This is a genomic window from Paenibacillus sp. MAHUQ-63, assembly GCF_028765165.1.
Lineage (GTDB): Bacteria > Bacillota > Bacilli > Paenibacillales > NBRC-103111 > Paenibacillus_E.
The window spans coordinates 1518399-1539950 of record NZ_JARADB010000003.1; the positions used below are offsets into that span (position 1 = coordinate 1518399).

17 protein-coding genes are annotated in these 21552 nt (G+C 54.0%); 2 read left to right on the forward strand and 15 right to left on the reverse strand.

All coding sequences use genetic code 11. The annotated features are described in order from the left end of the window. Positions 1-7 precede the first annotated feature (7 nt). The 4 genes from PUT07_RS22535 to PUT07_RS22550 all read right to left on the reverse strand — a co-directional run bounded on the left by PUT07_RS22535 (position 8) and on the right by PUT07_RS22550 (position 6730). Positions 8-1384, reverse strand: a complete 1377-nt coding sequence (locus PUT07_RS22535) for a bifunctional folylpolyglutamate synthase/dihydrofolate synthase (RefSeq protein WP_274470719.1) — start codon at positions 1382-1384, stop codon at positions 8-10. 70 nt (positions 1385-1454) lie between these two features. Continuing rightward, on the reverse strand, positions 1455-4124 hold the full coding sequence (locus PUT07_RS22540; protein ID WP_274470720.1) for a valine--tRNA ligase: 2670 nt from the start codon (positions 4122-4124) through the stop codon (positions 1455-1457). A gap of 524 nt (positions 4125-4648) precedes the next feature. Further along, positions 4649-5734, reverse strand: a complete 1086-nt coding sequence (locus PUT07_RS22545; RefSeq protein WP_274470721.1) for a LysM peptidoglycan-binding domain-containing protein — start codon at positions 5732-5734, stop codon at positions 4649-4651. A gap of 111 nt (positions 5735-5845) precedes the next feature. Next, positions 5846-6730, reverse strand: a complete 885-nt coding sequence (locus PUT07_RS22550) for an RluA family pseudouridine synthase (protein WP_274470722.1) — start codon at positions 6728-6730, stop codon at positions 5846-5848. 273 nt (positions 6731-7003) lie between these two features. On the opposite strand from PUT07_RS22550, the gene PUT07_RS22555 reads away from it, so the two are divergent. Continuing rightward, a complete protein-coding gene (locus PUT07_RS22555; RefSeq protein WP_274470723.1) occupies positions 7004-8512 on the forward strand; it encodes a phosphodiester glycosidase family protein in 1509 nt (502 codons plus the stop codon). Positions 8513-8592: 80 nt separating this feature from the next. Here PUT07_RS22555 and hemL read toward each other — a convergent pair whose 3' ends face one another. Next, positions 8593-9891 (reverse strand): glutamate-1-semialdehyde 2,1-aminomutase, encoded by a 1299-nt coding sequence (gene hemL, locus PUT07_RS22560; protein WP_274470724.1) that lies wholly within the window; start codon positions 9889-9891, stop codon positions 8593-8595. Positions 9892-9964: 73 nt separating this feature from the next. On the opposite strand from hemL, the gene PUT07_RS22565 reads away from it, so the two are divergent. Beyond that, positions 9965-10624: a Crp/Fnr family transcriptional regulator gene (locus PUT07_RS22565; RefSeq protein WP_274470725.1), complete on the forward strand. Its 660-nt coding sequence runs from the start codon at positions 9965-9967 to the stop codon at positions 10622-10624. Here the strand turns inward: PUT07_RS22565 and hemG are convergent. The 10 genes from hemG to PUT07_RS22615 all read right to left on the reverse strand — a co-directional run bounded on the left by hemG (position 10621) and on the right by PUT07_RS22615 (position 21503). Then, on the reverse strand, positions 10621-12075 hold the full coding sequence (hemG, locus tag PUT07_RS22570; RefSeq protein WP_274470726.1) for a protoporphyrinogen oxidase: 1455 nt from the start codon (positions 12073-12075) through the stop codon (positions 10621-10623). The two genes, PUT07_RS22565 and hemG, sit on opposite strands and share 4 nt — an antisense overlap. Continuing rightward, on the reverse strand, positions 12072-13019 hold the full coding sequence (gene hemH, locus PUT07_RS22575; RefSeq protein WP_274470727.1) for a ferrochelatase: 948 nt from the start codon (positions 13017-13019) through the stop codon (positions 12072-12074). Before hemH ends, hemG begins: the two co-directional genes overlap by 4 nt. Position 13020: 1 nt before the next feature. Continuing rightward, positions 13021-14085 carry a uroporphyrinogen decarboxylase gene (gene hemE, locus PUT07_RS22580; RefSeq protein WP_274470728.1) on the reverse strand — a complete coding sequence of 355 codons (1065 nt, stop codon included), beginning with the start codon at positions 14083-14085 and terminating at the stop codon, positions 13021-13023. 196 nt (positions 14086-14281) lie between these two features. Further along, complete coding sequence (hemB, locus tag PUT07_RS22585; protein WP_274470729.1) at positions 14282-15277, reverse strand: porphobilinogen synthase; 996 nt, start codon at positions 15275-15277, stop codon at positions 14282-14284. A gap of 28 nt (positions 15278-15305) precedes the next feature. Then, positions 15306-16838 (reverse strand): uroporphyrinogen-III C-methyltransferase, encoded by a 1533-nt coding sequence (gene cobA, locus PUT07_RS22590; protein ID WP_274470730.1) that lies wholly within the window; start codon positions 16836-16838, stop codon positions 15306-15308. Between the two features lie 5 nt (positions 16839-16843). Further along, positions 16844-17791 carry a hydroxymethylbilane synthase gene (gene hemC, locus PUT07_RS22595; protein ID WP_274470731.1) on the reverse strand — a complete coding sequence of 316 codons (948 nt, stop codon included), beginning with the start codon at positions 17789-17791 and terminating at the stop codon, positions 16844-16846. 14 nt (positions 17792-17805) lie between these two features. Next, positions 17806-18537 carry a precorrin-2 dehydrogenase/sirohydrochlorin ferrochelatase family protein gene (locus PUT07_RS22600; protein ID WP_274470732.1) on the reverse strand — a complete coding sequence of 244 codons (732 nt, stop codon included), beginning with the start codon at positions 18535-18537 and terminating at the stop codon, positions 17806-17808. Between the two features lie 5 nt (positions 18538-18542). Then, positions 18543-19373 carry a cytochrome C assembly family protein gene (locus tag PUT07_RS22605; RefSeq protein ID WP_274470733.1) on the reverse strand — a complete coding sequence of 277 codons (831 nt, stop codon included), beginning with the start codon at positions 19371-19373 and terminating at the stop codon, positions 18543-18545. 32 nt (positions 19374-19405) lie between these two features. Continuing rightward, the gene (gene hemA, locus PUT07_RS22610; protein WP_274470735.1) at positions 19406-20809 is read right to left on the reverse strand and encodes a glutamyl-tRNA reductase; all 1404 of its coding nucleotides are present in this window, start codon (positions 20807-20809) and stop codon (positions 19406-19408) included. A gap of 157 nt (positions 20810-20966) precedes the next feature. After that, complete coding sequence (locus tag PUT07_RS22615) at positions 20967-21503, reverse strand: S-adenosylmethionine decarboxylase (protein ID WP_274470736.1); 537 nt, start codon at positions 21501-21503, stop codon at positions 20967-20969. Between the last annotated feature and the right edge of the window lie 49 nt (positions 21504-21552).

Sequence of the window (21552 nt, forward strand, 5' to 3'; positions counted from 1 at the left end):
GCCGTTCTCACCATCCTTTTTCAGAATCGGTTTGATAGGTAATCCAAGAACGAACATCAGAGATTAAATACAGCGTGCCGGATACGACCGCCAGATCATCCTGCTCAGTTCTGCTTGTAAGGATTTCCAGTGCCTGCTTCCAATCTGGCTCCACGACGATATCCACCTGACGGTTCATATCATGGAGCAGCTCACGTGCCAGGTCGGCAAGCAAGGAGGCATCCCCTTTTTTATGAAAATCGGGTTCCGTCAGAATAAGAGTATCCACCAATGGTAGTATATGCCTGAGGTAGCCCGTATGATTCTTTGTCGAAAGCATTCCCATCATAAGGTGAAGCTTCTTGTAGCTGTATACGGTTTGGAGTGCGGCAGCCAGTGTCGCAGCCCCTTCCGGATTATGCGCGCCATCGAGCAGAATGCGCGGCTCGTTCGAGATCATCTCGAGACGTCCGGGCCAACGGGTCTCTTTCAACCCTCTGTACAAGTCCTCATCATCTACGATAAGGGCGTAGTATTGTCGCAGCACCTCCAGCGTCATCACAGCCGCAGCGGCATTTCTCAACTGATGCTCGCCATTGAGGGAAATCGGCAATCCGGGAATCGGCCGGAAAGGCCCCCGGAAATCGAAGGTTTGAAGATCCAGCTCGCTTGTGACATTGGAGAAGTCGAATTGCTGCCCCAGCGTGTACAAGGTTGCCTTCTTCTCTTTCGCCTTCTGCTCGATAACGCTCAAGCCTTCGTGAGGCTGCGCTGCAGTAATGATCGGAACGCCTGATTTGATAATTCCGGCTTTCTCCGCCGCCACCTTCTCGATCGTATCTCCCAGAATCTCCATATGGTCATGGCCGACGTTAGTAATGACGGTTACGACCGGATTGACGATGTTCGTGCTATCCAGCCTTCCCCCCAGGCCCGTCTCCCATACCACATAATCGGGATAAGCCACTTTGCCGAAATACAGGATCGCCAGCGCCGTGGAAATTTCGAACATGGACGGAGCGCCGAGCTCCGTTTCGGCAATCTCGTCAATGACAGGCTTCATGTCATTAACTAATCTTAGCAGTACGTCGTCCGGAATATCCTCACCGTTCACTTGGATACGATTCGTATACTTCTCCAAATACGGGGACGTGAACGTCCCCACATCATAGCCGCACGCCCGCAAGACGGATGTTAAATATGCGCAGGTAGAGCCTTTGCCGTTCGTTCCCGCCACATGAATGAATTTCAATCTGCGTTCGGGATGTCCGAGCTTCTCCATCAGCATCTCCATGCGCGCTAACCCTGGTTTGATGCCAAGCTTTTCCATCCGGCCCACAATCCAGGCAATCGCCTCTTGCGCGCTCTGGAATGCGTCCGGATGATTGTCTTTGATTTCGTTCATCGATCTCATCCTCATTTACTATATGAATCACCTTGTATGCGTAACTAGGCAATCGTTGGTTTTGCGAAAATTATGCTTGTAATTCCGCTAATCGAGCAATCACTTTATCCCGCTTATCCGCATAATCGGCAAGCTTCGCTTTCTCTTCCTCGATGACCTTCGCAGGCGCCTTGGCGACAAAGCCTTCGTTGCCCAGCTTCTTCTCGATACGGGCCACTTCGCCGTGCAGAGTCTGCAGCTCTTTGTCCAGCCGCACCAGCTCTTGCGCGATGTCGATCAGCCCGGCCAGCGGCAGGAACAGCTCTGCGCCTGTGATGATCGCCGTCATCGCTTTGTCAGGGGCCGCCATGTCGGCATTGATTTGCAGCAAGGACGTGTTGCAGAAGCGTTTCAAATAGTCTTCGTTACGCTGCAGAATAGCTTGCGTTTCGACGCTTGCCGGTTTGATCAGCAGCTCTACCTTCTTGCTCATCGGCACGTTGACTTCGGAACGGATGTTACGCACGGAGCGAATTGCGTCCATAAGCAGCTCCATCTCGCGCACCGCATCCGGGGATTCGAACGCCGGGTTCTCCGTCGGCCAGGATGCGAGCGTGATCGTTTCGCCTTCATGCGGCAGATGCTGCCAAATCTCCTCGGAGATGAACGGCATGAACGGATGGATCAGGCGCTGCGTGCGGTCGAGCACATAAGCGAGGACGGACTGCGTCTTTCTCTTCGCAGCGGCATCCGTGCCGTACAGGCTCAATTTGCTGAACTCAATGTACCAGTCGCAGAGATCGTCCCAAATGAAGTTGTACAGCAAGCGTCCGGTTTCACCGAATTCATAGCTGTCGATGAGACGGGTAACATCGCGCACGGTTTCGTTCAAACGATGCAGAATCCAGCGGTCCGCCGTACCGAGCTCGCCGGACAGATCGATGTCCGCTGCCGTTACGCCTTCGAGATTCATCAGCGCAAAGCGGGAAGCATTCCAAATCTTGTTGGCGAAATTCCGCGCCTGCTCGACGCGCTCCCAACGGAAGCGGAGATCCTGCCCCGGCGTGCTGCTGGTCGAAATCATGTAGCGCATCGCATCGGCGCCGTACTTCTCGATAACCTCCAGCGGGTCTACGCCGTTGCCGAGCGATTTGGACATTTTGCGGCCTTCCGAGTCGCGTACGAGACCGTGCATCAGAACGTCTTTGAAAGGAATTTGGTCCGTGAATTCGAGCGCCGTGAAAATCATCCGGGCTACCCAGAAATAAATGATATCATATCCCGTTACTAGAACATTCGTAGGATAGTAACGTTTCAAGTCCTCCGTATCGTTCGGCCAGCCCAATGTGGAGAAAGGCCATAGCGCAGAGCTGAACCATGTATCCAGTACATCGTTATCCTGCTTCAGGTTCGTGCTTTGGCAGCTGGAGCAGGCATGGGCATCCTCGCGCGATACGGTGATATGGCCGCAATCCGCACAATGCCAAGCCGGAATACGGTGACCCCACCATAGCTGGCGGGAAATACACCAGTCGCGTACGTTCTCGATCCAGTTCAGGTACGTTTTCTCGAAACGGTCCGGTACGAAGTTAACGCCTTTGCCCGATTTCTGCGCTTGAATCGCTTGATCGGCAAGCGGCTGCATCTTCACGAACCACTGCGTGGACAAGTACGGCTCGATAACCGCGCCGCTGCGCTCGCTGTGCCCTACCTGGTGAACGTGCTCTTCAATTTTGATCAGAACGCCTTGTTCTTTGAGGTCGGCCACGATTTGCTTGCGGCACTCGAAACGGTCTAGGCCTTGGTAAGGGCCCGCGTTCGCATTCATCGTACCGGATTCGTCCATAACGAGAATTTGCGGAAGATCGTGGCGCTTGCCTACTTCGAAGTCGTTCGGGTCGTGCGCAGGCGTAATCTTCACTGCGCCGCTTCCGAACTCTTTCTCTACGTACTCGTCGGCAATAACCGGAATCTCGCGGTTAACGATCGGCAGCAGCAGTTTCTTGCCGATCAAGTGCTGGTACCGCTCATCCTTCGGATGTACGGCAACAGCCGTATCGCCGAGCATCGTCTCGGGACGCGTCGTCGCGACCGTGATGGCATCCTGGCCGTCCGTCGTTCTGTAAGTCAGGTGGTACAGGGCGCCTTGCACCTCTTTGTATTCAACTTCGATGTCGGATAGGGCGGTGCGGGCGGCAGGATCCCAGTTAATAATATAGTTGCCGCGGTAGATTAACCCTTTCTCATAGAGCGAAACGAAAACTTCGCGAACCGCTTGGGACAGTCCTTCGTCGAGTGTGAAGCGCTCACGGGAGTAGTCCAAGGAGAAGCCCATCTTGGCCCACTGCTCGCGAATCGTATTGGCGTATTGTTCTTTCCATTCCCAAACTTTCTCCAGGAATTTCTCACGGCCGAGGTCGTATCTCGTTTGCCCTTGCTCGCGGAGCTTCTGTTCAACCTTCGTTTGCGTTGCTATACCCGCATGGTCGGAGCCTGGCAGCCATAGTGTGTCAAAGCCCTGCATCCGCTTCGTGCGAACGAGGATGTCCTGCAGCGTGAAATCGAGCGCATGCCCGATATGCAGCATCCCGGTCACGTTAGGAGGCGGAATCACGATCGTGTATGTTTCCGCGTCCGGACGGCCGCCCGCCTTGAAGAACTCGTTCTTGATCCAGAAGTCGTACCACTTGCGCTCCGCTTCTTTCGGATCGTACGTCGTTGGCATTTGCAATTGTTCTTTGGTTTCATTTGCTTCTGTCATAAGTTTACCTCCATCACTGTTATCGCTGTTGAATCGGCTCTGGGAGCCTGTAATTAATCTTGGACACCGGTAAAATCAAACAAAAAAAGCCCTTCGCCCGCAAAGGACGAAAGGCTTGCTTCCGTGGTACCACCTTTATTCCGCACAGCTTCAATGATGAAGCGCACGGCTCTCGAACAGATAACGGCTGCGGCCGGCAAATGCTAAGCCTGCGACCCTTCGGGCGCTTGCATCACATTCACAACTCCAGGGCGACTTCGTTCGGTTGCTTCCTATGGAACCTTTCAGCGCTGCAGTTCCACTCTCTGAAGGGCATTCCGCCTACTACTCCCTATCGACGTTTCCAATATTACTCAAAATGGTTTACATCATATGATATCGAACATTTGTAACTGAGTCAATATATCATTCCAGTATTACCGATTATACATAAAATATGCTTCAAGTTGAAAGATGTTCCCCACATAGAATAAGAGCCCCCGGCCGTTATCACAGCCGGAGGCTCTTGCCTATGTATCGGTACATTATCTTGGGAGATAAATGACCTGCCCGATAGAAATCTCCTGATCGCTCAGCCTGTTCAGGAGCTGAAGCTCGCGCGGATTGATCTGATAACGCTTGGCGATCGACTCCAGCGTGTCTTCCTTCTGCACGATGCACATCTTCAGCTTGCGGAATTCCTGCGAATTCTCACTGCTCTGCAGGAATAGACGCTTCCATTCGACCGCATCTATACGCGACTCCTCGGCGAGCGCAGCCTGGGCTTCTTCTTCAGACTTCCGCTTATCCGCGAGGTACGAGCCTGCCTTGGACAGCAGGGATTTGATGCCGTACGGGTTAATCTCAACAGCCTCGTTGGCCTTTTTACCAAACGCAACTTTAAGATCCTTCTTCTCTTCCGTAACCACCGTGCTCTCCGAATGGGGGCTCACCTTCAATTCTGTTTGTTCGATCTCCACAACGACCGATCCGCCGTCATCATCTTCCTGAACGGCCGGCGGCGCAAACTGCGGCTCAGGCGTTTCATACACAGGTGCCGGCGGCGGCTGGGACACTTGCGGCTGAGACTCGACCTGAGGCTCGATCTGGGGCTCGACCTGAGGCTCGGGCTGCGGAACCGGCGGAATGTAAGGCGTCTCTTGAATCGGCTCTACGGGTAAAGCGGCCGGAGGTTCGTTCCGCGGATAGTCGACTTCGTGCACGAACGTTACTTCCTCTTCCTCCCGCCAGCTCTCTACCGGAGCCGAAACGATTTCCACACCCTGCAGCGACAGCACACCGGTTACATTCAAGCTTCTCGCCGACAGGAGATCAATATCGAAATTTTCGATCTCCACTTGGATATCCTCGACGCGATGAATGCGATTCAAGGGCAGCGTGATCTCGACAGGAATCAAGTGCTCGAGAAGCCGCGGCGCCCCCCCTTCTTCACTGGCATAGTTGCCGGATAGCTGCAAATTCCCCTTCAGTATCGCTTGATCATCCAAAGTAAGCACCTGAATGTGAGGAACCAATTCCACATCGTTCAACTCTTGTATCCCCGCCAAATCTTCTTGCAGATGAACGCGCTCGTAGATATCGAATCTCAGACCTGGTTGTTGTTCAGACACCGGATTAATCCTCCCTTCCATCAAACCCGGATGCCGGAGGGCATTCTCGGATTGTTGGGCCATTTACTTGTTTGTCTTTCTAAGTATATGGGTGGGAAGGGCCAGGCATGACTACATTTTTGACTTGTCAAGCAGCTGCTGCAAATCTAGCGGCATCGGCGCATGAATCTCGAGCCGCTGCCCTGTGACGGGATGCTCGAAGGTCAGCCGCTCTCCGTGCAGCGCTTGGCGGCCGATTAGACGGGACGAGCCCCCGTACAAGGTATCCCCGGCAAGCGGATGTCCGAGATAACTCAAATGCACCCGGATCTGATGAGTGCGGCCGGTGTCCAGCTCCAGCTCGACGAAGGCCGCATCCTTCATCTGGCGAAGCACGCGGTAGTGCGTCAATGCCTGATCGCCGCCCGGAGCGACCCTCCGCTTGCCCGCATGATGGCGGTCCTTAGCGATCGGCTTATCGATCGTTCCCTGCTTCGCCCGGAATACGCCTTGCGCTATGGCCACATAGCGTCTATCAATGCGCTTCTCGCGCATCGCTTCGTCCAACAGGACATGCGCCCATTCATTTTTGGCATATAAAACGGCTCCCGTCGTATCTTGATCAAGACGATGAATGTGACGCACGGCGCAGGCTTGCCCTGTCGATTCGTAATAATAGGCCACGGCCGAAGCCAATGTCCCGCCTTGACCCGCTTCCGCAGGATGAACCGACATCCCCGCCGGCTTATCTACGACCAGGCAGAAGTCGTCCTCATAGAGAATTCCGATGTCGCGGTTCTCAGGCCGAAACGACGCTTCTTCCTTCGGAAACAGATGAAGCCGGACGATACCGTCTTGAACCCGGATCAGGTTCTGTGAAGCCAGTCTCAGAAAATATTTCTTCGGAACCGGCAAGCAGGCCGCCAATTCTTCCACCGCCCCTGGCTTCAGCGGCTTCCATGCGTCATTCGGGACTTTCAATTCCAGCCATTCTCCGTTTCGTTTCCACTCGGTCATCGGCGCATACCTTTGCGGAACGATAGGACAATGCCTGCCAAAATAAGCAGAAACAAGAATGTTATTGCCATAAGATCTATAGGAAAATCAAAAAAGTAGTATCGTTTCATGAATCTATAACTCCTTAAGGATATTGGGGACGTACACTTTATTTTAACAATTACCAATATCAATTGCATGCAAAAATATGATAATATAAATCTAGTATTGATTTTTTTCGACACTGTCACAACCGTAAGATCTCATAGAATACTAGATCGGGAGAGGAACAACTTGGGTAGTTCAATCTTAGAACATTTTCGCAGTTATAGTTGGCTTAAGCGGGTGTTACTCGTTATTGCCATATGTACATTCCTTACTTCAAGCTTTTTATTTCTAACCCCGCCGGGAACATTCATTCGCGAATATTTGGCCAAAACGGTCATTACCACGCAGCATAGGGATTGGGCCTGGATCTTCGTCGGCGCTCAGCGCAGAGACCAGATGGTGCTGGAGATGCAGAACTTGACCGAAGTCAACTCGATCGAGAAGCAGGAGCTGGGTGCGGTGCAGTTCAATAAGAACCGGCCGATCGAAAGCCTGGTGAAAGTCGAAGACATTTCCGGTCAATTCTGGAAAGGCAAAAAAATGTATGTGTACGATCCGCGAACCATTCGCGTTGTGGTGCCTGCGAAACAAGGAGAAGGCGAACGCATCACCTCCATGGTTCAGCGCACGGGCGCTGTCGCAGGGGTCAATGGCGGCGGCTTTAACGATCCGGACGGACTGGGCAACGGATTCGCCCCAATTGGTGCTATTATGTCCGGCGGCGAAATTCTTTATACCGACCAAGAGGGCAGCATTCCGCAGCATATCGTCGGTTTTACCAAAGAAGGCACGCTCATCGTCGGGAAATATTCGATTGACGAGCTGCTGAAGCTGCATGTAACGGATGCCGTTTCGTTCTATCCCCGCGTCATCGCGAACGGCAAGCCTCTGATCACGAGCGGCGACGGCGGCTGGGGACGCGCACCGCGTACAGCGGTCGGGCAGAAAGCCGACGGTACGGTCATTTTCATCGTTATCGACGGCCGCCAAACGCACAGCGTAGGCGCAACGCTCAAAGAAGTGCAGGATATGTTCCTTGCGGACGGGGTCATTAACGCAGGCTTCCTGGACGGCGGAGCTTCCTCCGAGCTTGTTTACAATGACGAATTGATTACCAAGCCTTCCAGCCGTTATGGCGAGCGCCGCTTGCCATCCGCCTTCCTTGTCTTCGATCATCCGGACCAAGTGAAAGTGGAGAACGTATGGGCAGGACTTACGACCATCGATCCGGGCGGCGCTTACGACCACCCTGATTTCTTGAAAGAACAGGCCGAGAAGAAGGCGAATCAGCCCAAAACGACACCAACGCCTAAACCGACGTCAACACCGTCGAACAAAGCTGAGGCCGGCAATGAATCCGGCAAGAACGGTACTGGCGGCAGCTCACAGCAGCCGTCGGATTCTGTGAAGCCAACCCAGTCGGCGAAGCCGCAAACTTCCCCGACACCTACACCGTCAACGCCGGCGGAACCGACTCAGAAACCAACACCGACACCTTCATCAACGCCGCCGCAAGATAACGGCGGAACGAATACAGGCAACGGGGGCTCCTCTGCAGGAGCTTCCGCAACGCCGAAACCGAGCGCGAACCCAACGCCGAGTCCGAATGCGAACCAAGGCGGCGGCAACAGCGGAACCGCACCGACATCACCGGGATCCGGCGCAGCAGGCGCGACGACGACGACGGCCAAATAAGTTACATAACAAAAGGGAGTCCCGAAGCCATCATCATGGCGGGGACTCCCTCTTTGTTATGCGCTAGGCAAGGCTGAGGCTTAAAGCCGCTTCAAAGCCTCGCGGTGCGCCTCAACCGTTGCCGCGATATCGTCATCCGAATGCACCGTGGAGACGAACATGCCTTCGAACTGCGACGGGGCAACCGAAACGCCCAAATCAAGCAAATGGCCGAAATAAGCGTTAAACTTCGCCAAGTCCGACGTTTTGGCCGTCTCGTAGTTCGTTACTTGCTGATCCGTGAAGAACGGGCATATCATCGAGCCTACGCGATTGATCGTGCTCGCAACGCCCAGTTCCGCTGCATTGCGCGCGAATCCGGCCTCGAGCATCGCGGATTTGCGCTCCAGCTCCTCGTATACGTTCGGCTCGCCGAGCAAAGACAGCGTTGCATAGCCTGCTGCCATCGCCAGCGGGTTGCCTGACAAGGTGCCCGCTTGGTAGATCGGACCTGCAGGAGCCACCTGCTCCATGATGTCCAGACGGCCGCCATAAGCCCCTACCGGCAGTCCTCCGCCGATAACCTTGCCTAAGCACGTCAAGTCCGGTGTGATGCCGTAGAGGCCTTGTGCGCAGTTCTTGTGCACGCGGAAGCCTGTCATCACTTCATCAAAAATAAGCAGCGATCCATACTGCTTCGTAATCTCGCGCAATCCTTCCAGGAACCCTGGAGCCGGCGGAACGACGCCCATATTTCCGGCGATCGGCTCCACGATGAGTGCGGCGATTTGCTCGCCGAATTTCTCGAAAACGAGCTGAACAGACGCCAGATCATTGTAAGGCACTGTAATCGTATTCGTCGCCACGCTGTCAGGCACCCCGGGGCTGTCAGGCAGTCCAAGCGTCGCTACGCCGGATCCCGCTTTGATCAACAAAGAATCCGCATGCCCGTGGTAGCTGCCTTCGAATTTCACGATCTTGTCGCGTTTCGTGAATCCGCGGGCCAGGCGCAGAGCGCTCATGGTGGCTTCCGTGCCGGAGTTCACCATGCGCACCATCTCGATGGACGGTACGCGCTCGATGACTAGCTCCGCCATCTGCGTCTCCAGAAGCGTCGGCGCACCGAAGCTTGTCCCCTTCTCCGCGGTCGCCTTAATCGCTTCCAGCACGACGGGATGAGCATGCCCTACGATAAGCGGGCCCCAGGACCCGACGTAATCAATGAAGGTGTTGCCGTCAATATCCGTGACGCGGGAACCCAAACCTTTGTCCATGAACAAAGGGGTAAGCCCTACGGATTTGAAAGCGCGAACGGGCGAGTTGACTCCCCCGGGAATGATTTTCTTGGATGCCTGGAAGGCAGCCGCTGAGCGCGTGTCGATTCTGCTCGAATTTGCCATAATTTCATACCCCCAATAAGCTTTCTATGATAAAATGTCGACATCATACTATTTGAAAAAGGCGGTACCGATCATGCTTGAATTTATCAAAAAAGTACCTTTGTTCGCGCAGCTGAACGAAGCTCAGCTTGATGCGCTTACGCAAATCTGCACGAGACGTTCCTATAAAGCCGGTACGGTGCTGTTCGCCGAGAAAGAGATCGGCAGCGTGTTTTACGTCGTCGTCAGCGGATCGGTCAAAATCTTCACGACCGGCAGCTCCGGCGAGGAGAAAATATTGTCGATCTGTAAGTCCGGCGAAAGCTTCGGCGAATTATCGTTGATCGACGGCAAGCCGCGTTCGGCTTCAGCCCAAACGTTGGAGGAGTGCGTGCTGCTCTCCATGACGGCGCAAAACTTCCTTGACCTGCTGCGCAGCCATTTCGACATTACGCTCGGCATCATGAAGGAGCTTGGCAACCGTCTGCGCGATACGAACCAGCAGGTCTACGATTTGACCTTCCTCGATGCAAGAACGCGCGTGATCAAGAGCCTGATCACAATGGCCAACAAGCACGGCATCCGCAACGGAAATACGATCACGATTAAGCTTGTGCTGAATTTCGATGAAATCTCCCAGCTGGCCGGTGTCCAGAAGGTGACCCTCATGCAGGTCGTCCGCGATTTGGAGGAGAAACGAATTTTGGCCATCTCCCCGTCTGACTTCAAACTGGATCTGGCCAAGCTTCGTTAAACCGTTACAGCTCCTTCGCGAGCAGCGGTAGGGATTTGGTCGGCCAGCTGCCATGCGGCTTCTTTGCCCTGCCGGATACAGTCTGGAAGGCCGACGCCATGGAAGCCCGCACCCGTAACGAGCACGTTCGGCATCGCTGCCGCAAGCTCCTCCCGGAAAGCTGCAACCTTCTCCAGATGTCCGACCGGGTATTGAGGCATGGAATGCATCAATCGGGTGACCTCCGCGAATCGGGGCTCTGCGGTCAACCCGAGCAGCTGCTTGAGATCGTGCCGCGCCTTGGCGATCAACTGTTCGTCCGACCAAGCCGGCCACTCCTGTTCTCCGGACCGCCCGATATAGCATCTGAGCAGCACTTTGCCTTCCGGAGCCGTATGCAGCCACTTCGCCGAAGTCAGCGTGCATGCCGTAATCGTACTTCCTTCGGTTCTCGGAACGAGAAAGCCCGAAGCATCGAGCTCGAACGGAATGTCTTGACGGTCGAACGCCATGATGACATTCGCTACGGAGATATAATCGATGCGCTCCAGTTCCTTGGCAGCCGGCAGATCGGCCAGCATCCGGGCCGCCTGAAACGTAGGCGAAGTCACAATAACCCCGTCAACGATTTCGCTGTGCCCATCCTCGAAAATCACTTCCGATTGCGCTCCCGACTTGCGCACCGAAGCAACCCCAGTACCCGTACGCAAATCCGCAGATTCCAGTGCATGAACCAGACGGTCTACCATCGTTTGCAGCCCTTTTTTGAACGTAACGAACACCGAATGCCTAACGGCGGCAGGCAGGTGCGCCGTTTCTTCGGTCACGTTCTTGCGGCTCGCCATCATGCCGAGTATCAAGCTTCGGTTCTTCTGTTCCATCATGCGAAACTGCGGGAACGTCGATTTCAAGCTGAGCCGGAACGTATCGCCGGCATAAATCCCGGCGAGCAAAGGCTCGACGATGCGTTCCAGCACTTCCTTCCCTAACCTCCGCTCCAGGAAATGACCCAGCGATTCGTCCGCCGTCATCTCCCGCTTCGGCAGAATGAGATCGAGGGCCGCCCGCATTTTGCCCATCGGAGAAATCAGTCCGGTCTTCATGAAGGGCGTCATCTGCGTCGGTATCCCAAGCACGAGACCCGGCGGCATCCGGTGCAGCTTGCCTTGGCGGACAATGTACGTTTTCTTGGCCTTGGGATTCGTACCTGTCAGCTCGTTCTCAATGCCGAGGTCGTAAGCCAAGTCGATGATAGGGCGCTTCCTGGCCAGGAATGAATCCGGCCCTTTCTCAATGACGAAGCCTTCCTTCTCCAGTGTCCGGATCTTTCCGCCGAATGACGGAGACTTCTCGACGACCGAGAGGCGGAACGGCTTTCCTTCCGACTCCAACCGTTTCTTCAAGTAGTACGCGGCGCTAAGTCCGGTAATCCCCCCGCCAATAATCATGTAATGAGGAATGGGGGCACTCATGACGCACCGTTCGTCTCTTGCCATTTCTTATGAACGACATCGCTCAGCGTTTGCATATAGAGGGGATCGGTATTCAGCGATTCGGTTCTTTCCAGGTGAAGTCCAAGCTCCTTAGCCAAAGCTTGCGCTTCAATATCGATGTCGTAAAGCACTTCAAGATGATCGGATACGAAACCGATCGGGCATAGCAGAACGTTCTTCACGCCTTCTTCCTTGCGGATTTGCTGCAGCACATCGAGAATGTCGGGACCGAGCCACGGCATGGCCGTTTGCCCTGCGCTCTGCCAGCCGAACTGCCAATTCGTCAAGCCGACGCGATCGGCAATGGCTTTCGATGTTGCCAGCAGTTGATCCGGGTACGGATCTTTCATCTCGAGAATTTTCTCAGGCAGAGAATGCGCCGTGAAAATAACCCGAATGTCCGCTCGCTGCGCATCCGTGAATTTCACCAGCGCATTCTCCACCCGCGTGCTTAGAGCTTCTACCAGCTTGGGGTGCAGATGGTAGTCCAGCACGAAGCTGATGGACAGCCCCTGCTCCTCGGCCTTTTCCTTCGCTCTCTTGACATAGCCACCGACGCTCATCGTCGAGTAATGCGGAGCGAGTACGACGCCTACAGCTTCTGTAATGCCGTCCTTCACCATCTGCTCGACGCCGTCTTCAACGTAAGGCTGCGCATGCTTCAAGCCTTGATAGCATACGAATTCCACTTCCGGATGCTCGCTGCGCAGCGTATCCTCCAGACCTTGAACCTGCTTGTTCGTATTCTCCCGCAGCGGGAAGAACCCGCCCACGATGGCCTCATAGCGTGCCGTCAATTCATGCAGCTGCTCGGGAGTCGGCGGGTGACCGCGTCTAATATGCGTATAATAGGCTTCGACTTGATCCAGACTTTCCGGGGTCCCGTAGGACATGACTAAAACACCGATTCGACGTTTGGTCATCCTAAACACCACTCTTTTCTGCTTGTTGAGTTAATACGGAATGTGAATACTCATGGATGTAGGCGGTGAGCTCTTTCAGCTTCTCCAAGGAAGCTTCCGGGAACAGTCCGTGCCCCAGATTGAAAATATACCCGGGCTTCTTCATGCCTTCATCCATTATCGCCTTCGCTTGCGCTTGAATCACAGACATCGGAGCCGTAAGTACATAAGGGTCCAGGTTGCCTTGCACGGCGAAGCGGTCGCCGACGCGCTCACGGCCCACTGAAATGGGAATACGCCAATCCAAACCGATGACATCCGCTTGCAGATGGGTCAAGTAAGGAAGCAGCTCGCCTGAGCTGACGCCCGGGAAATAAATTTTGGGCTCTTTCAAATGCGACAGCTCTTGGAAGATGCGTTCCATCGTCGGCAGCACGTACACCTGGAAGTCGGCAGGCGAAAGCGCGCCCACCCAGCTGTCGAACACCTGAACCGCTTTGGCGCCTGCTGCGATATGGGCTTTCAAATAAGTGATGACCATATCCCCGAGTTTGTCCATAAGGGCAAACCAAACCGCAGGCTCGGCATACATGAGCCCTTTCGTACGGATATAGCTTTTGGAAGGCCTTCCTTCGATCAAATAAGAGGCTATCGTGAACGGAGCACCCGCGAATGAAATGAGCGGAACCTCCAGCTCTCTGTCCAAAATGCGAATCGTCTCGATGATATGGGATAAGTCCTTATCCACATCAATCGGCCGCAGTCGTTCGACGTCTTGCGCCGTACGCACCGGCGTATGAATGACCGGCCCGACGTCTTTCACGATATCGAAATCGACACCTAGCGAAGCAACCGGATTCATAATATCGGAATATAAAATCGCCGCATCCACACCAAGCTTCTTAATCGGCATCAGGGTGACTTCGGCAGCTAGTTCGGGTTGTTTGCAAATTTCGAGCAGCGAATACTTTTCTTTAATTTTGCGGTAATCCGGATCGTATCTTCCAGCTTGACGCATATACCAGACCGGGAGCGTATCTACTTGCTCCTTGCGGCATGCTTTAATAAAATTGTCGTTGTAGCTCATGAGGCACCTTCCTCTGGTTTCCATCTATTCTCATCCATTATGCCCTAATTATACCCCTGTCACAACCGACGTAAGCTTACGTTTTGCGACAAATGTATGACAAAAGAACCATCCCGCAACTAGCTGCACAGCGGTTCAATTTCCTCGGGAAACTGCGCGGCTGGCCTTCTAGGGTGAATGGTTCTTCATATCCAATTTAGCTGTTTTGTAAATAACGGGCAATATCTTTGGCGAAGTAAGTCAAAATGATATCGGCGCCTGCCCGCTTGAAGCTGAGCATCGTCTCCATCACGATCGCTTCCTCGTTCACCCAGCCTTGCAGCGCAGCAGCCTTAATCATCGAATACTCGGCGCTGACGTTATAGGCAACGACCGGCAGATCGAAATTGTCTTTGAGCATCCGAATGATGTCCATATACGCAAGAGCCGGTTTCACCATCAGGAAATCGGCGCCTTCAACGACATCGCTTTCCGCTTCACGCAGCGCTTCTCTGCCGTTCGCAGGGTCCATCTGGTACGTTTTGCGATCGCCGAATTGCGGTGTGGAATGCGCCGCATCCCGGAATGGACCGTAATACGCCGACGCGTATTTGACGGAGTAAGCCATGATCGGCGTATTCTCATAGCCCGCTTCGTCCAGGCCGGAACGGATCGCATGCACGTAACCGTCCATCATGTTCGACGGAGCAATGATGTCCGCTCCCGCTTTGGCCTGCGAAACCGCCGTACGAACGAGCAGCTCCAGGGAAGGATCGTTCGCGACATCGGCTGCGCCCGTTACCGGATGATGATGAATGACGCCGCAGTGGCCTGTGTCCGTATACTGGCATAGGCAGGTGTCGGCAATAATCAGCAGGTTCGGGTTCAGTTCTTTGATGAATCGCGTAGCCTGCTGCACGATGCCGTTATCTATATACGCGGACGTGCCGGTTGCATCCTTGTAATCGGGAACGCCGAAGAGCAGAATCGCTTGAATGCCAAGAGACGTGATCTCGTCGATCTCCGCTTTCAGCATGTCGAGGGATAGATGGAATACGCCAGGCATCGAAGGAATCTCCGACTTCACATTCGTGCCGTGCGTGACGAAAATCGGCTGGACCAAATCGTTCACCGTGACCTGATTTTCACGAACTAAATTGCGAATGGCTGCATTACCGCGCAAGCGGCGGTTACGAACAACAGGGAAACTCATCAGGAATTCCGCCTCCTTATGAATGCTTTTATTGGGTTTGAATCATGCTTTGCACGAGCGAAGCTACCGTAGCCTCCTCGGCCATATACGTGATCGGCAGCCCATACCGGCGTACCGTTTCTGCGGTTTTGGGACCGATACAAGCGATTTCCACGCCTTGCAGCAGCGTTACCGGGTCTTCAACCCCCAGCTTACCAAGGGCTTCAATCAAATTCGTAACGGTGGATGAGCTTGTAAAAGTAATGATATGAATGCTCTTGTTCTGAAGCAAATAAATAACTTCCTCGCCGTCCTCCGTTGACAGCACATTCTCGTACAGATCAACCTCCGCTACGTGCAGACCTGCCTCGCGAAGCTTCACAGGCAAGTAATCGCGCGCCAGATCGGCTATCGGCAGAAGAACCTTCTGCCCCGGCTGCAAATCGTCTTGAATGGCTTCCAGGATGCCTTCGCCCTGAAACTGAGCCGGCAGCACATCCGCCAGAATACCCCGGTCTGCGAGCGCCTCGGCTGTCTTGGGACCTACTGCGGCAATGCGGGCGTTGCTCATTCTGCGCACATCGATGCCCCGCTCCCGCAGCCGTCTGAAGAAAAACTCCACGCCGTTCACACTGGTCAGAACGATCCAGTCGAAGGATGGCAGCTCATCCAAAGCTTCATCCAGCGCTTGCTGCGCTTCGGGGCGGCTCGGCGGCTGCAGACGAATAACGGGAAACTCAACCGCTTCTCCGCCCATCTCGTCTATCAAATCGACAAGCTCGCTTGCCTGGCTTCTCGCTCTGGTAACCAGAATGCGCCGCCCGAACAGCGGCTTCTTCTCGACCCATGCGAGCTTCTCGCGAAGCTTGACGACCTCGCCGACGATAATCACCGCCGGAGATTGGAAGTTGGCCGCTTTCACCTTATCGGCGATATCGGATAGAGTTCCCGTGATTGTCGCTTGGTCCGCCCAAGTTCCCCAACGGACAAGCGCGACCGGCGTTTCCGGCGACTTGCCGCAGCGCAGCAATTCCCGGCAAATCTGCTCCAGATTGGCGACACCCATCAAGAACACCATCGTGCCGATCGCCTTGGCCAAATTCTCCCAGTCCAGTCCGGAATACGTCTTGTTCGGATATTCATGGCCTGTAATAATGGCAAAGGACGATGTAAAGTTACGGTGCGTGACCGGAATTCCGGCGTAAGCGGGCACGGCAATCGAGGACGTAATGCCCGGAATGATATCGAAGGTGACCCCGTGATCGGCCAGCAATTCCGCTTCCTCGCCGACGCGGCCGAATACGCTGGGGTCGCCCCCCTTGAGACGTGCCACGACTTTCCCTTGCAGGGCCAGATCCAGCAGCAAATGGTTAATCTCTTCTTGCTTTAATATATGTTTGTCCGGGAGCTTGCCGACGAATATCAGCTCGGCCTCCGGTCTGCGATGTTTGAGTAAGCGAGGATTGGCCAAGCGGTCGTACACGATGACGTCCGCTTTCTGGATGGCTTCCATGCCGCGAATCGAGATGAGCTTGGGATCTCCGGGACCCGCTCCGATGAGATAGACTCTTCCTTGGTTCACGCGGCTCACTCCCTTACCTCGGCTAAAATGCGTTCAGCCCCTTGGGCGATCAGCTTATCGGCAATCAGCTGGCCTAGCGCTTCCGGATCGGTACCGGAAGCCGTTTCCTTGAGCATGGTCGCGCCGTCCGGCGTACCGACCATGCCGGTTAGCGTCAACAGCGGCGCTTCGCCGGCGCTGTTTGTTTCGCTAACGCTCGCGTAAGCGCCTAGCGGCACCTGGCAGCCTCCGTTGAGTCTGCCGAGGAAAGCCCGCTCCGCGCGCACAGCGAGCGCGGTTGGCGCATGCTGGAACTTGCCCAGCAGGTCCAGCATGAAGGCGTCGCCGCCCCTGCACTCGATGCAGAGCGCCCCCTGCCCTACGGCAGGGAGGCACTCCTCGGGCGGCAAGTACGCGCTGATGCGATCCTGCCAGCCGATCCGGTGCAAGCCGGCCGCGGCCAGCATAATCGCATCGAAGTTCTCCTCTTCGAGCTTGCGCAGCCTCGAATCGATATTGCCGCGGACCGATTCGATCCGCAGGTCCGGGCGAAGATGCTGCAGCTGGCTGGCGCGGCGCAGCGAGCTCGTTCCGACGAGCGCGCCTTGCGGCAGCTCGGCCAGGGAGCGATACCCCCGTGTGATCAGCGCATCGCGCGGATCTTCGCGCTTCGGTATCGCGCCCACGATCAGCCCTTCCGGAAGCTCGAAGGGCATATCTTTCATGCTGTGGACGGCCATATCGATCTCGCCGTCCATGAGCGCCTGTTCGATCTCTTTGACGAACAGGCCCTTGCCGCCAACCTTGGATAAAGTGACATCCAGGATGCGGTCGCCTTTGGTAACAATTTTCCTGATCTCGAATTGGCATTCAATCCCGTGCTCCGCAGCAAGCTGCTTCAAGGACTCTACCGCCTGCCCGGTTTGCGTTAAGGCCAATGCGCTTTGTCTGGTTCCTACAATAATGGTTCTCATCTCATACCCGCCTCCTATACTCGCTGCCCGAAATCTTGTATCGCTGACCAGGAAGCCCGGTCTGTCTCCGCCTGACCGGACGAAGCATCCGGCCACGGCTCACTCTCTATCGCAAGGAAAAGCTTGTCCTTCCAGCTTTCGAACGTGCCGTCTCGTATTCTTGCCAGCACATCCCATTCCAGCATTTCTTTGAACATGCGCTGTCTGGCTTGTTTATCACTTATTTGGCTTTGAACGAGCTGCCGCACCTCGCTTAGGAAATCAAGATAAACGGCATATTCCTCGCCATAATCGCGATCCAGGTCGCGGGCGATCTTCCTTGCGGCGGACGGGCTTGCCCCACCGGTCGATACGGCGATGACCAGCTTCCCTCTGCGCACCACCGACGGCTGAATGTATGTGCTCAGTTCAGGCTGATCGACTACATTGACCAGCTTGCCCTGCTTCGATGCCAGCTCGAACACGCTCTTGTTCACTTGAGCGTCGTTCGTTGCGGCGACAATCAGCGCATAGGGATATAAACTTTCGCCCGTCATCATAGACGGATGGAACGTCTGCCTGTGCAGAACTACGCCGGAATGCTGTTCTAGGACAGCAATGCCCGGCGTAAATTGTTCGCTGATAACGGTAACGTTGGCCCCGGCATCCAGCAGGGAGAGCACTTTGCGCTCTGCGACTGCTCCGCCGCCGACAACCAGACAGTGCTGGCCGGCCAAATTAACCATAATGGGATAAGGATGCTTCATGATCATCAACTCCATATCCAGTCATGAAATCCGGAAAAGAAATTGGAGACAACGAAATTCAGCACCACGATGAAGAAAGCTGCAAGATTCCACGCGGCCAGCTTGTAGCCGGAGATCCGCATCGACTTCTGTTGAAACAAGTAGAACGCATAAGCCGCCAAAACAAAGAACGAATTGATGACCTTCGGATCGTAGAGCAGGTTATGATCGCCTTCCAGCACGACCCAGACCACGCCCAGACTTAGTGCCAGCAAGAGCAGCGGGGCGCCGATAATGACCGAGAAGTACGTGTAATGCTCGATCTTCTCCAGGGAAGGCAGACGCATCACGGTTTGTGAGAACTTCTTGGCTTTCAGCATATTGTGCATAAATACATACATGCAGGAGAAGATGGCTGCGATGGAAAAGGCCACGTAACTGCCGATCGCGAGCGAAATATGTATAAATAATAGCTCGTCATTGACGTCCCAATCGGCTTTGATCGGCGTTACGTGAGGATTGCCAAAAACATTCAGTGCCAGGATGGCGAAACCGAGCACATTCACAAAGAAAACAAACAATTCAATACGGAAAAACCGGTTGACGATTAATGAAATCGTGACGATGAGCCACGAGAACATGAAAAGTACGTCGGAGCGGGCAAACGCCCATTCCGTCAAATGGCCATACAAATTGATGCCCAGATAAGCGGTCTGTAGAGCCCATACAAACAAAAGCAGCCCCGTCCCCATCCGTTTTGCGCTTCGGTTCGCGTTCGCGAAATCCGAAAAGTAAAACAATAGGCTCAGGGCATACATATAGATCATCGCATCAAATAACCAGCTACGAGTTACCATGGCACCTCTCCCAGGCGATTAGCGCCTTCATCTCAAGTTTTCGCCAGAACATCGGCAGCCTGCAAACCGCGTACAGACAGCTTGTCTTCCAGCAGTTGCTTGGCTTCCAGCGCTTTGTTCCCAGCTTCCTGTGCTTGTGCTAACTGATCGGCTTCTTCTTGCTGCTCGAGTGTCTCTTCGAGGGCGAACAGCTTCGTGAAGAGTTCAAGCGCTTCATCCCCGTGGCGTTCTCCCGCCATCTCCTTAATGCGGAGAATCGGGTCGCGCAGTACCTGGTTCACGATGCTTTTCGTTAATTTACGAATAACTTTAATTTCACGTTCATCGAGGTCGGGCAGCTTCTTCAGCATGCTCTCCATCGTCTCTTCGTGGATTTGGCTCGCTTTCGTTTGAAGGGCGTTGATAACGGGACTCACGCCAAGCGTCCGGGTCCATTGCTCGAAAACGCCGATCTCCGAGCCGATCATCGTCTCGATCTTCGCCGCTTCTTTCTTTCTCTCTTGCAAATGCTTGTCGACGATGTGCTCCAGATCGTCGATGTCATACAGGAACACGTTCGGCAGCTCGCTGATTTGCGGATCCAGATCCCGAGGAACCGCGATATCCATCATGAAGAGCGGACGTGATTTCCGCTTTTGGACATACGACTGAATGTTGCTCTTGGTCAGCACATAGCCTGGAGCGCCTGTGGAACTGATGATAATATCCACTTCCGGCAAATGCTTGGGCATGTCTTCAATCGTGCTGGGAACCCCATTGAACTTCGCGGCTAACTCGGCCGCGCGCTCGAACGTGCGGTTCACCACGATCACCTTGTTCGCACCGTTGGCGTATAGATGCTTCACGGTAAGCTCGCTCATCTTCCCGGCGCCAATAATCATGACGGTCTTGTTCATATAAGAACCGAAAATACGCTTGCCAAGCTCAACGGCAGCATAGCTGACGGAAACCGGATTGTTGCTGATGCCTGTTTCGGAATGAGCCTTCTTGGCCAAAGTGATCGATTGCTTGAAGAGCGTATTGAAATACGAGCCCGTTGCTTTCATTTTTTGGGACGATAAAAAAGCATCCCGCACTTGTCCGAGAATTTGCGTTTCTCCGATTACCATCGAATCCAACCCGCTTGTTACACGGAAAAGATGCTCAACCGCCTTCTCATTTTCATACATATATAAATGTTTCTGAAACTGATCCTTGGGAACTTGAAACCACCGTTCAATGAAATGTGTCAAATAGTGACTGCACATCTGTGCCCGATCCACAACGGCGTAAAATTCCGTGCGATTGCAGGTGGCGACAATTACACACTCCAAGATGCTCTTCGTCTCTTTCAATTCTGTCAATGCGATCGGTAAATCCTGCTCTGAAAAAGCGAATTTCTCCCGAATTTCAACCGGAGCCGTCCGGTAGTTCAAGCCGACTGCGATAATATGCAAAGGTACCACCTGCCTTTCATTCGATTTCTATGTATCATTATAGCACAGCAACTCCTGCAATCCGACAAATTTTTTGTATAATTTATGAATGCTTCGTCTGCTCGTTAGTTTTAACAGCAATCGGCTCCTATATACCTTCACAGGGATTAGAACCAATTTATTGAAGCAGCTTTTTACGCAGAAAGGTTGTCAAATCCGTATCCAGCTTAGCCAGCTTATCGTTCTGGGAAGTGACGATATCTCCATTGGATGCCATGATTTTCTCATAAATATCGTACATGCTTTTATACTGGGTAGCGGCTTCCTTCAAAATCTGTTGTTCCTCCGGCTTGAGCGCTCGTTCTCCACCCACCTGGAGGCGCTGAAGATATTGGGATAGCTGCGTAATACTTGAGAGCGGCGTCAGGAACTCCGATCCCCCAGCTGCAAGCACAAGCCGCTCATGGGCGAAGCCTGCCGAATACAGCGCCAGTTCGCTGGCATCGAGCTCATCGGTCGACTTGCTCTTCGAAGCCTCCTCCAAGTAGCTTTTCAGCAGCTCCATCTGGAACAACGACACTTGATACAGCAGATGCGTCGCGTCATGTTCTTCTTTATGCGGCCCGATCATCTGAACCAATTGATAAATCGGCCAGATGATGAGAAAGATGACGATACTGTACAGGATGGCTTTTCTCGTTAATTTTCGTCTCACTGCGCAATCCCCGCTTCCTTAATCGGACATGTGATCGGACATCTGCTTG

Bases quoted from the DNA above. Each gene is read 5' to 3' on its own strand.
- PUT07_RS22535 (WP_274470719.1), bottom strand. From the start codon at position 1,384: ATGAACGAAATCAAAGACAATCATCCGGACGCATTCCAGAGCGCGCAA.
- PUT07_RS22540 (WP_274470720.1), bottom strand. From the start codon at position 4,124: ATGACAGAAGCAAATGAAACCAAAGAACAATTGCAAATGCCAACGACG.
- PUT07_RS22550 (WP_274470722.1), bottom strand. From the start codon at position 6,730: ATGACCGAGTGGAAACGAAACGGAGAATGGCTGGAATTGAAAGTCCCG.
- hemL (WP_274470724.1), bottom strand. From the start codon at position 9,891: ATGGCAAATTCGAGCAGAATCGACACGCGCTCAGCGGCTGCCTTCCAG.
- PUT07_RS22565 (WP_274470725.1), top strand. From the start codon at position 9,965: ATGCTTGAATTTATCAAAAAAGTACCTTTGTTCGCGCAGCTGAACGAA.
- hemG (WP_274470726.1), bottom strand. From the start codon at position 12,075: ATGAGTGCCCCCATTCCTCATTACATGATTATTGGCGGGGGGATTACC.
- hemH (WP_274470727.1), bottom strand. From the start codon at position 13,019: ATGACCAAACGTCGAATCGGTGTTTTAGTCATGTCCTACGGGACCCCG.
- hemE (WP_274470728.1), bottom strand. From the start codon at position 14,085: ATGAGCTACAACGACAATTTTATTAAAGCATGCCGCAAGGAGCAAGTA.
- hemB (WP_274470729.1), bottom strand. From the start codon at position 15,277: ATGAGTTTCCCTGTTGTTCGTAACCGCCGCTTGCGCGGTAATGCAGCC.
- hemC (WP_274470731.1), bottom strand. From the start codon at position 17,791: ATGAGAACCATTATTGTAGGAACCAGACAAAGCGCATTGGCCTTAACG.
- PUT07_RS22600 (WP_274470732.1), bottom strand. From the start codon at position 18,537: ATGAAGCATCCTTATCCCATTATGGTTAATTTGGCCGGCCAGCACTGT.
- PUT07_RS22605 (WP_274470733.1), bottom strand. From the start codon at position 19,373: ATGGTAACTCGTAGCTGGTTATTTGATGCGATGATCTATATGTATGCC.